The sequence below is a fragment of the Thalassolituus sp. UBA3500 genome, assembly GCF_002377545.1.
GTDB lineage: Bacteria > Pseudomonadota > Gammaproteobacteria > Pseudomonadales > Oceanobacteraceae > Thalassolituus.
This window is the reverse complement of the sequence record NZ_DFQB01000021.1, coordinates 669-6,395: the sequence shown is the minus strand read 5'-3', so window position 1 is coordinate 6,395 and position 5,727 is coordinate 669. Positions and strand designations below refer to the sequence as shown.

Annotated in this window: 3 protein-coding genes and 1 tRNA gene; 1 reads left to right on the top strand and 3 read right to left on the bottom strand. The window is 52.8% G+C overall.

Annotated features, from left to right (window positions below; genetic code table 11):
- Positions 1 to 64: 64 nt before the first annotated feature.
- From B2R29_RS04465 to B2R29_RS04455, 3 genes are all read right to left on the bottom strand, one after another.
- Positions 65 to 140 (bottom strand) — tRNA-Val (locus B2R29_RS04465).
- Between the two features lie 76 nt (positions 141 to 216).
- Positions 217 to 3,354 (bottom strand): efflux RND transporter permease subunit, encoded by a 3,138-nt coding sequence (locus B2R29_RS04460; RefSeq protein WP_301179968.1) that lies wholly within the window; start codon positions 3,352 to 3,354, stop codon positions 217 to 219.
- Positions 3,351 to 4,490, bottom strand: a complete 1,140-nt coding sequence (locus tag B2R29_RS04455; protein ID WP_301179967.1) for an efflux RND transporter periplasmic adaptor subunit — start codon at positions 4,488 to 4,490, stop codon at positions 3,351 to 3,353. Before B2R29_RS04455 ends, B2R29_RS04460 begins: the two co-directional genes overlap by 4 nt.
- A gap of 280 nt (positions 4,491 to 4,770) precedes the next feature.
- On the opposite strand from B2R29_RS04455, the gene B2R29_RS04450 reads away from it, so the two are divergent.
- Positions 4,771 to 5,727: ABC-F family ATP-binding cassette domain-containing protein (locus tag B2R29_RS04450; RefSeq protein WP_301179966.1), on the top strand; the 957-nt coding region annotated here is incomplete at its 3' end.

Genomic DNA, 5,727 nt, shown 5'->3' with positions numbered 1-5,727 from the left:
TAACCAACTGAACTACCAGTCCACTTTCAAAAACTGAGTCTTTTCAGACTCTTGCATCAGGATTTGGTGGGTGATGACGGGATCGAACCGCCGACCCTCTGCTTGTAAGGCAGATGCTCTCCCAGCTGAGCTAATCACCCATGCCCTGAAGCGAGGTCGCATTCTACTCGCGTCAGGGTGGATGTCAAACGCTATATGCAATTTTTTCTACTTTTTTCAGTGACTTGCATTGTGTTCGTGGTCGCGGTCTTTATTGCGGTCGCGCCACACCAGTAATGCCGGGGTAAAGATCAGTGTCAGCACGGTGGCAAAGGTCAGTCCGCCAGCGATTGCGGTCGATAATTGGGTCCACCACTGAGATGATGGCGCCCCCATACTGACCTCACGGTGGATCAGGTCGATATTCCACTGCATCACCATAGGGATAAGGCCAACAACCGTGGTAACGGCCGTCAGAAGCACCGGACGCAGACGTATGGCGCCCGTCCGCATTGCCGCATCAAACGCGCTCACACCGGTCATACGGATCTGGTTATAAGTATCGATCAATACGATGTTGTTATTCACCACAATACCGGCCAGCGAAATGACACCGACACCGCTCATAACAATTCCGAATGGTTCGCCACGAATGAGTAGTCCCATGAGTACACCTGCGACGGATAGAATAATTGCGCTCATGATCAGGCCTGCCTGATAGAAGCTATTAAACTGAGTTACCAGTAAGGTCACCATCAGGAAGATCGCAATGGAGAAGGCGCTCATCAAGAAGATCCCGGTCTCCATCTGCTGCTCAAAGTCACCGCGGAATTTCGGTTCAACTTCTGCTTCCAGCCAGTCAAACTCTTTCAGCTTTTCACCCAGTTCGGCGATTTTCTCGTTGGAGTTAACGCCCTCCGCGACATTGGCCGTGATCAGGTAGCGACGCTTACCATCGACACGGACAATATCGCCGGTTTTATTAATGGGCACGCGGGTTACAAACTGGCTCAGAGGCACCAGACCTTTTGCCGTTTTAATGTTGATGTCTGTGAACAGGTCAATCGTCCGCTTCTGTTCTGGATACCTGAGAAGAATATCGAGTTCCTCATCAGCGTAGTCAGGCTGGAACTGAGTAATAACCTGTCCGCCGGTAATCATCCTGATGAGGGAGCCAATTTCAGCGACACTGGCACCGAAACGCACGGCTTCTTCACGATCAATGTCCAGACGCCACTCGACACCATCGAGAGGGCGGTCGTCGCGGACATCTTTTAACTCAGGGTCGTTTTTGAGCATGGGCAATACTTTCTCCATCATAGGGATAATATTGCTCTCGCTACGACTGCTCAGCTGTAACTGAATAGGAGGGCCGCCTGCGGGGCCGCCTTCTTTTTTGCGGGTTTCGATAATAATGCCGGGTAAGTGCGCTGTGCGCTCTTCAATTTCTGCAAGAATATCGTCAGCGGTTCTGCGTGATTGCCAGTCGACTAACTCCAGTTGAATACGGCCGACCAGGTCGGGTGGTGAGGATTCCATTCCACCGCGTGGTGCGGTCACAAAGACGGAGGTATAGATTGCATCAATTTCTTTCATGTCGAAAATTTCATATTCGACTTCTCTGACTAAGGCTTCACGTTCAGCGAACGACAGATTCCCGCGGGCACGGACATCCACCATCGCGACATCAACGTCCACCTCAGGGAAGAACTCTGTGCCGTGACCGCCAACGCCGTAGACACCAAAGGAAGAAAAAACGAACGCCAGTACAATCAGGCATGTCTTGCCCGGGTTCTCCAGTGCTTTGCGGAGTACTTTTACATAGCGTGAGGAAAACCCACTCATTTTATCGAAGTCGCCGTTTTCAGCCGCGACAATCACATCCAGTGCTTCCTGGTCGTGGTGTCCGGCGCGCCCGAGTACTTTGCCCACGGCGGGAATAACGATCAGCGCCATCACCAGTGAGCCGGTCAAAGTGAATAGCAGGGTTAAAGGCAGGTATTTCATAAAGCCGCCCATTACGCCCGGCCAGAAAAGCAGGGGGAGGAATACGGCGAGTGTCGTTGCCGTCGAGGCAATGATTGGCCATGCCATTCGTCGCGCACCTTCGTTGTACGCATCACGTGGCTGTAATCCTTCTGCGAGACGTCGGTCAGCGTATTCGACAACCACGATAGCGCTGTCGACGAGCATACCAACAGACAAAATCAGCGCGAACAGAACAACCATATTGAGCGTATCGCCCATCGCGTTAATGGCCATAATCCCCATCAGGAAGGCGCCCGGAATAGCAAGGCCAACAAGCACTGAAGAACGCACGCCAAGACTGCCAAGTATCAGAAGAAATACCAAAAGTGTAGCGACCAGAACACTGTTAAACAGGTCGTTCAACATCGTCCGGATCTGCTTTGACTCGTCCTGAATGATGCCGAGTTTTATCCCTTCGGGTAGCATATCTTTGGCGGCATCCGTGATCACCCGGGCTTCATCGAGCGTCTCAATGATGTTGGCGCCAATACGCTTTTTAATTTCCAGGGTAACAGCCTGGTGACCGTTTACGCGGGCCCCGGTAGAAGGATCTTTAAAAGAGAGGCGACCTACGGCCACGTCCTGAAACAGCACGACCTCATCGCCGACCGACTTAACCGGAAGTCTCAGAAGCCCCTCAATATCATTAATTCGCCCCGGAATTTTTACACTGAAACGTCCCTGTTCATTATTAATATCTTCCGTGGCGACAAGCAGACTGTTATTGCGGAGCAGGTTACCGACTTCGGTAAGAGATAAACCATAGTTGTCCATTTTTGCCGGATCGATAATCAGTTCGGCGACCTGTTCGCGTTTCCCTTTAATATCAACTTCCAGAACGCCCGGTAATGATTCAATACGTTTTTTCAGTTCGTCGGCAGCCAGATAAAGAACATGCTCATCAACGTCACCCGCGACGGTTACTACCATCACCGGGAAAAGAGCCACGTTAATTTCACGAACAATCGGCTCTTCACTGTCGGCGGGCAGTTCGCCGACGGCATCATTTACCTTATTGCGGACGTCATCGAGTGCATTATCGATATCAACATTGCTGTAAAACTCCAGCTGAATAGACAGATGCCCAAAGCTGGCGGTCGACACCATTTCCTTTAGACCTTCAAGCCCTTGCAGTTGGGTCTCGAGGGGTTCGTAGAGCAGGGTGTCGGCATCTTCCGGCGAAATACCATTATGAATGACCGAGACGTAAACATTGGGGATGGTAACGTCAGGTGAGCTTTCTTTTGGGATGGTAATCAGCGTGGCTGTGCCGGTAATCAACATCAGCACAAACAGCATAATCACCGTACGGTGCCGATTGATCGCGGCTTCGATTAACCTCTTCATGCTTCACCGGCCTTTTGCTGAGACGCTCCTTCCTCTTGCTCGTCGTCCCCTTTTTCAGAGCGCGAAGATGCTTGTTCTTTTGCATCGACTTGCTGGCCTATGTCTACGAAGCCCTGACCCACAGTAATTAACCGGATGTCGCCTTGGGGGCCATAGATCCAGATACCGTCTGTACCTGCTTCGAGGATGTCGACATTAACAATGACCACACGGTTGTCGGTATCAAGTAATTTAACGCCCAGGCCACCGTCTTCGGTAATAATCAGAAGTGCAGGTGAGATCTCGTAGGCATCCTGCTCACCCTGAGGAATCATCAATGTCGCGGTCTGACCATCATAGAGACCTTCGCGATCGCCTGTGACTTCCATCTCTACGGCGTAGGTACGGGTGTCCGCTGAAGCAGACGCCGCAATAAATCGGATTGTACCTTTCACTTTTTTACCGTTTGGTAGTTCAGCGTAAGCCTCTGAACCAACACTAACGTCATTGATAGACTTCTCGGATAAGGCGCCTTTGATGAGCATGGTGCGGTTATCAATTACACGAACGAGAGCGGTACCCGGAGAAACGTATTCGCCTTCTTCAACGTAGCGCTGATCATAAATACCGTCGAATGGCGCTTTTACGCGTGTAGATTCAAGGTCGAGTTTGATGTCGGTCAGTGCCGCTTCTGCTTCTGCCAGCTCAGATTCAGCGATCACAACAGCAGATTGATTGGTCAGGTCGCGGTCAAACAGGTTGCGGGTACTCTGGGTTTCGAGTTTGCGTCGTTTGAGCTGTGCTTCTGCCTGCTTCAGGCGGGCGGGCAAGTTACGCTGATCAATCTCAAGCAGTAACTGACCTTCGTTAACCTGTGTGCCTTTTGTTGCTGGCAAGCCGGTTACTCTTCCGCTGACCTCGGCGACGATATCCACCGCTCGGTTGGCCGCGACATGCGCAGATACTTTGACTGAACGTTCTTTGGTTTCAGGTTTGAGGACTTTATAAGCTACCGTCAGGCTGAGTTCTTCCTGCGACAATGGTCGGTCTGTGACATCTTCTGTATGCGCAGGGCCGGTGACCACCCACAGAATAAGAATGAACAGGATCGCCAGTGCGACTTTGTGTGAGAAGCTCAGCTTCAGTGCATAACTCATAATACTTTCCTGATATCCGGGGGCGCCAATAGGGCGTTCCCTCCTGTCTGGTCCGTGTGTATTCGATGCAGGACACACGGGTGGCAGATTTTGTACATGCGCGATTTGTTTAAAACAATGGCCGCCTGCAACTTTTCACGTTACAGAATGTTGCAGGTGAAGGACAATCATAGCCGAAAACTTCGTTGGAGTTCGCAGCGATGGGCGCTCACTGATACTATGCTCGCCAGATTTCACGGCGTTGTCACAGCCGCCGTTCAAACACGAAAAGGCTATATAAATGGTATTAGTCAGATTACAGCAGGTTGAGCTGGCATTTGGTGATCACGTTCTTCTCGATAAAGTCGACCTTGATGTCCAGAGCGGTGAGCGCTTGTGCGTTGTCGGCCGCAATGGTGAAGGCAAGTCGACCCTGCTGAAAATCATCGCAGGCGATCTGCCTCCCGACGGCGGCACGGTGGCCAGACAGCCGGGCACCCGGATTTCCCTGTTGGGGCAGGAGGTGCTACCTGGTCTGGGGGGAACGATCCGCGACGTTGTTGCCGCAATGGCTGGAGAAGCATCCACCGGCCCTCCCATAATCGATATCGCGTTGTCGAAAATGGGATTGCCGCCCAAGGCTGACTACGGCGCTTTGTCGGTGGGACTCAAGCGACGCACCTTATTGGCCCGTTCACTGGCAACAGAGCCAGAGCTGCTCCTCCTCGACGAGCCTACCAACCACCTGGAAATCGAAGCTATCGAATGGCTCGAATCCTTTCTTTTGAAGCGTCGCGGCAGCCTCCTCTTCGTCAGCCACGATCGCGCCCTGACGGCCCGCCTGGCGACCAGAATTCTCGAACTCGACCGCGGCCGACTCAGCAGTTATGCTTGCGATTATTCCACCTACCTGCGGCGGCGGCAGGTACAGCTGGAGGCGGAGGAAAATCAGCACCGGCTGGCCGACGATCGCCTCAAGCGGGAAGAGGCCTGGATGCGCCAGGGCATCCAGGCGAGGCGCACCCTCAACGAGGGCCGCGTGCGCGCACTCAAGCGGCTGCGCCAGGAACGCCACCAGCGCCGCTCCTCCCCAAGTGGGGTCAAAGCGACCATCCAGGAAAGCGAACAGACCAGCCGTCGCGTCATCGAGGCGGAGAAGATTTCATTCGCCTACGGCGACAACCTTGTGCTCAAGCCCTTTTCAATATCTATAATGCGGGGAGACAAGGTGGGACTCATCGGCCCCAACGGCGCCGGC

Excerpts from the sequence above, each read along its gene's own strand:
- B2R29_RS04460 (WP_301179968.1), bottom strand. The coding sequence starts at position 3,354 with ATGAAGAGGTTAATCGAAGCCGCGATCAATCGGCACCGTACGGTGATT.
- B2R29_RS04455 (WP_301179967.1), bottom strand. The coding sequence starts at position 4,490 with ATGAGTTATGCACTGAAGCTGAGCTTCTCACACAAAGTCGCACTGGCG.